The following is a 4,768-nucleotide window of genomic DNA, read 5'->3' on the forward strand; positions in this document are numbered from 1 at the left end:
GGGGGCACCTCAAGGTTTGTCATATGGACAGCGGCAGTCGGAACAAATGGTCAACAAAAGCCTGAGCGTTGCCGCAAAGTATATTAAGTTTCGTGGGTTTGTGAGGTTGGACGAGTTGGAAGTTACCGGATCACCTCTCGTGATGTTTCACCCGCGGAGCTCGTAGTAGACGATCTGCCATCCATTCTTGGGACCGCGCCACTGGGTGATCTGAAAGCTATGGGCTTGTGCAGACCCGTCCAGGACGCGGCTACTCCACCGTAGCGTTTCATCGTAACTGCTTCCGGACGATAACGCACCCGCTATGCGCCGAATGGGCAGCTTGGCGGGGAGCCTGCGGATGCGTCGGCCATCGTTGCCGACAAAGATAACGTCTTCGGCCACGCTTCGTCTTGGAACAGCCAACCAGTCGACCTGTTTGCCGGCCTGCTCCTGTCGCAAAACAGACGCGATCTCTTTCGCATCGCTAACGGCTTGGATTTGGAGCTGTTCATTGGTGAGTTTTGCCGAGCACTCAGGTTCGATCGCTTGTAAACTTTCTGCCGCTAATGCCTTCGATCCATCCCGACGATAGTCGTCGATTTCCCAGCGCCACCCCTCAGCACTGTTCCGCCAAAGCGTCTTATATGATCCAACTCGATTTCCGCCATCGTACAGCCCGCCGATAACAACTGCCGACCCGCTCGGATCACAGGACGGAAAGACAAGTTCGGGTCTGCGCTCGGCATGGCTCTCGACACTCATCATTGTGAGCCACCACCTTCGGCTACTCTCGGCTGCTTGCAACATGCTGGCCACAGATGGAGAGCGCGCGGTTTCGGGCGCATGTTGTATTGGCCAGGGGTCGCTTTGTGGACCGAAACTGCGTGCCGCTGCCTGACGGCCACTGGCAAGTACAGCTTCCGAGTAGGCCCGCTCCGCCTCCAGCGCGGAATTCGGCGAACTTGCCGCTAGTAGAAGCGCGAAGATCATGGCGAAATCCTACTCCTCAATCAACGTGTCGAGCGATGTACGGGCATCTGCGCCGGATGGTTGAGCGCCCGATAGAGCGTGGCATGATGACACTTCAGCAGCTTCGCCGCTTCGCGCACCGATGTGCCTTCGCCGACGAGACGCTGTCCGAGCGCGATCTGGTCCGGAGTGAGCTTGGGCTTACGCCCGAACTTCACGCCGCGCGCCATGGCTGCCGCGCGGCCGGAACTGGTACGCTGGTGGATCAGCTCGCGCTCGAACTCCGCGATGCCGGCGAACACGGTGAGCACCATGCGTCCCGCAGGCGTGGTCGTGTCGGCCCAGGGCTCGGCGAGCGAGCGCAGCCCCGCTCCCGCCTCGTTCAGCTTCTCGGCGATGTCGAGCAGGTCGCGCGTCGAACGCGCTAGGCGATCGAGCCGGGTGACCACAACCACGTCGTCGTCGCGCAGCTGCTCCAGCATCCGGTCGAGTTCCGGTCGGGCGCGCTTGGCGCCGGACACCTTCTCCTCGAATGTCCGCCGGCATCCGGCCGCCTTCAGTGCCGTCTTTTGAAGCGTGAGATCCTGATCGTCGGTAGATACGCGCGCATAGCCGAGGAGCATGTCGCAGATGTGCATTGGAACACGGCTGATTAGCAACAGACATTTGCGACAGCGTCCGCCCTCGTGGCGTGACCGGTCAGGGCCGCTGTCGCGAAACTTGAGAGTTACGCGACACCTCGCACGTGTCGGCCATAAACTATACGCTCCCGGACAGGGGGTGATCGATGGCCAGACGCGATCTGTTAACGGGCGACGAACGCCGCGCGTTGTTCGGCGTGCCCCTCGACCATGCCTCGCTCGCCAAGCATTACACGGTTGCCGATGAGGACCGGCCACTGATCGAAGCGAAGCGCGGCGACGCCAACCGGCTCGGCTTCGCGCTGCACCTCGCCCTGCTGCGTCATCCCGGCTTCGGCATACGCCACGACGATGTCGTCCCCGATTTTCTGATCCGGCACCTGGCCGCGCAACTCGACATCGCGCCCACAGCGTTCGAGGGCTACGCGCATCGCGCCCAGACCCGGCTCGAACACGCCTGGGAGGCGATGGAGCGTTTGCGCCTGCGCGCGTTCGAGGCGGCCGACGTCCCCGGCGCGCTCGGCGCAGCCACCCGCGCGGCGGAAGCGACCGAACGGGGCAAGCCGATCGCCGCGGCAGTGCTGGGCCATTTGCGTGCTGCCCGGATCGTTCTGCCCGCGCCCGCCCGTATCGAGCGGATCGGGGTGGCGGGGCGCGCCATGGCGCGCCGCCTCGCGGCCGACACGCTGGTCGATGCGCTTGCTCCGGAGCAGGTGACGGGGCTGGATGCGTTGCTGATCGTGGACCAGGATCGCAGCACGACGCCGCTCGCGTGGCTGCGCGACACGTCGGACAGCCCGACCGCGCGCAATCTCGCCGGCATTCTCGCCCGGCTCGCGCACGTGCGCCGGCTCGGGCTCGACCCGGGCATGGCCGGCCGCATCCACGAGCACCGCTTCGAGCAGCTCGTGCGCGAAGGCCACGTCGCGCCCGCGTTCCTCCTGTCCGACTACTCGCTCCGCAGAAGGCGCGCGACACTCGCCGCAGCCGTCATCGACCTGGAAGCGCGGCTCGCGGACGCCGCGATCGAGATGTTCGGCAAGCAGACCGGCCTCCTGTTCGCCAGGGCCAGGGCCGCGCAGAAGCGCGGCATCGAGGCGACCACACGCGACGTGAACCGGCTCATGCGGCTGCTGGGCGCCACGGTCGGCGCACTCCGGGTCGCGCGCGAGGACGGGTTGGACGTCTGGGCGGCGCTCGACGACGGGGTGGGCTGGACGAGGCTTCTGGACGCCGAGAGCGAGGCGACCGCGATCGCCGACCTGACTCGCGACGAGCCGCTGATCCGCGCGGCGGGGCGCTACATGACGATGCGGCGCTACGCGCCCGCGTTTTTTGACGCGTTCCGGTTCAAGGCGGCAGGCTCGCGCGACGGCGTGCTCGGCGCGATCAAGGTCGTGCGCGCGCTGAACGCGACCGGGCGGCGAGACGTACCGGCCGATGCGCCCATGCCGTTTTCCAGAAAATGGAAGGCGGCGATCACCGAGGGCGGCGTCATCGACCGCCGTCGCTACGAAACCGCCACGGTCGCGACCGTGCGCGAGCGGCTCCAATCGGGCGACCTGTGGGTGGAGGGTACGCGCGAACACCTGCGCTTCGACAGCTATATGCTCCCGCCCGGCAAAGCGGCCGAGATCGCGCTCACGCTGCCGTTCGACACCGACGTCGGCCGCTACTTGGAGGGGCGCGCCAGGCTGCTCGACTGGCGGTTGCGCCGGTTCGCAGGCTCGCTGAAGCGCGGCACGCTCGACGGCGTGGAGCTGCGGGGCGGTAACCTCAGGGTCAGCCCGCTCGCGGCCGTAACGCCCGCTGCGGCCGACAGGCTGGACGCGGCCGTCGACCGGCTCATGCCCCGCGTGCGCATCACCGAGCTGCTCGCCGAGGTGGAAGCCCGCACCGGGTTCCTGTGCGCATTTCCGGAACTGCGCTCGGGCCGCGCCCACTCCAACCCGCAGGCCGTGCTCGCCGCGATCCTGGCAGACGCGACGAACCTCGGCATCGAGCGCATGGCCAACGCCAGCCAGGGCGTCACCTACGCCCAGCTCGCCTGGACGCATGGCTGGTACGTATCGGAAGAGAATTACGCGGCAGGGCTGCGCCATCTGGTGGACGCGCAAGCCGCGCTGCCGCTCACGCGCGTGTGGGGCGACGGCACCGCGTCGAGCTCGGACGGGCAGTTCTTCCGCTCGGGCAGGCGGGGCGCGGCCGGCAGCACCAACGCGCGCTACGACCGGGAGCCGGGGCAGAAGATCTACGCCCATGTCGCCGATACCTACGCGCCCTACCATGTCCGGCTGATCTCGGCGACCGCGGCGGAGGCGCCCTATGTGCTGGACGGGCTGGTCGCGCACGGCTGCGGCATCGAACCCGCGACCCACTATGCCGATACGGGCGGCGCGTCCGACCACGTGTTCGCGCTCGCGCACCTACTCGGCTTCCGGTTCGTGCCCCGCCTGCGCGATCTAGCCGATCGCCGGCTCGGCCTGTTCCCGGGCACGGCCCGCCCCGAGGCGCTCGCGAAGCTGATCGGGCGCCCGTTCAACATCGCTGCCATCCGCGAAAGCTGGGACGAGATCGTCCGGCTCGCCGCGTCCGTGAAGGCCGGCGTGGTGCTACCGTCGGTCATGCTGAAGAAGCTGGCCGCGTACCGTCGCCAGAACCGGCTCGACTTCGCGCTCCAGGAGCTGGGCCGGATCGAGCGCACCCTGTTCACGCTCGACTGGCTAGAATCCAGGGCGCTCCGCCAGCAGTGTCAGGCTGGGCTCAACAAGGGCGAGGCGCGTCACACGCTCGCCCAAGCCGTGTTCGTCCACAAACAGGGCCGCCTGCGCGATCCGCAGTTCGAGAACCAGGCGCTGAAAGCGTCCGGGCTGACGCTGGTCACCGCCGCGATCGTGTACTGGAACACGCTTTACATGGGCCGCGCCGTCGAGCATCTGCGCGCCAGCGGCGAGCCCGCGCCCGACGAGCTGCTCGCCCATGTAGCCCCGCTAGGCTGGCGACACATCAGCCTGACCGGCGATTACCTCTGGCAAAACGCCGCTGCCGAGCTCGATCAAGACGGCTACCGCGCACTCAACATCGCCGGCGGACCCGGAGCCAAGGTGGCCTGAGCCGCCCTGTTCGCTACCTGTTCAGCTTACCGCTGTCCGTGTCACAAACCTTGAGGTGCTCCC

General features: G+C 67.1%; 3 protein-coding genes. 1 reads left to right on the plus strand and 2 read right to left on the minus strand.

The window, feature by feature from the left end:
- Positions 1–147: 147 nt before the first annotated feature.
- Complete coding sequence (locus GGQ96_RS21000; RefSeq protein ID WP_126014483.1) at positions 148–972, minus strand: hypothetical protein; 825 nt, start codon at positions 970–972, stop codon at positions 148–150.
- Between the two features lie 20 nt (positions 973–992).
- Complete coding sequence (locus GGQ96_RS21005; protein WP_007406331.1) at positions 993–1,574, minus strand: recombinase family protein; 582 nt, start codon at positions 1,572–1,574, stop codon at positions 993–995.
- A gap of 164 nt (positions 1,575–1,738) precedes the next feature.
- Between GGQ96_RS21005 and GGQ96_RS21010 the strand changes: the two genes are divergently transcribed.
- A complete protein-coding gene (locus tag GGQ96_RS21010) occupies positions 1,739–4,705 on the plus strand; it encodes a Tn3 family transposase (RefSeq protein ID WP_018250482.1) in 2,967 nt (988 codons plus the stop codon).
- Positions 4,706–4,768 lie beyond the last annotated feature (63 nt).

Source organism: Sphingomonas abaci (genome assembly GCF_014199625.1).
Classification (GTDB): domain Bacteria; phylum Pseudomonadota; class Alphaproteobacteria; order Sphingomonadales; family Sphingomonadaceae; genus Sphingomonas; species Sphingomonas abaci.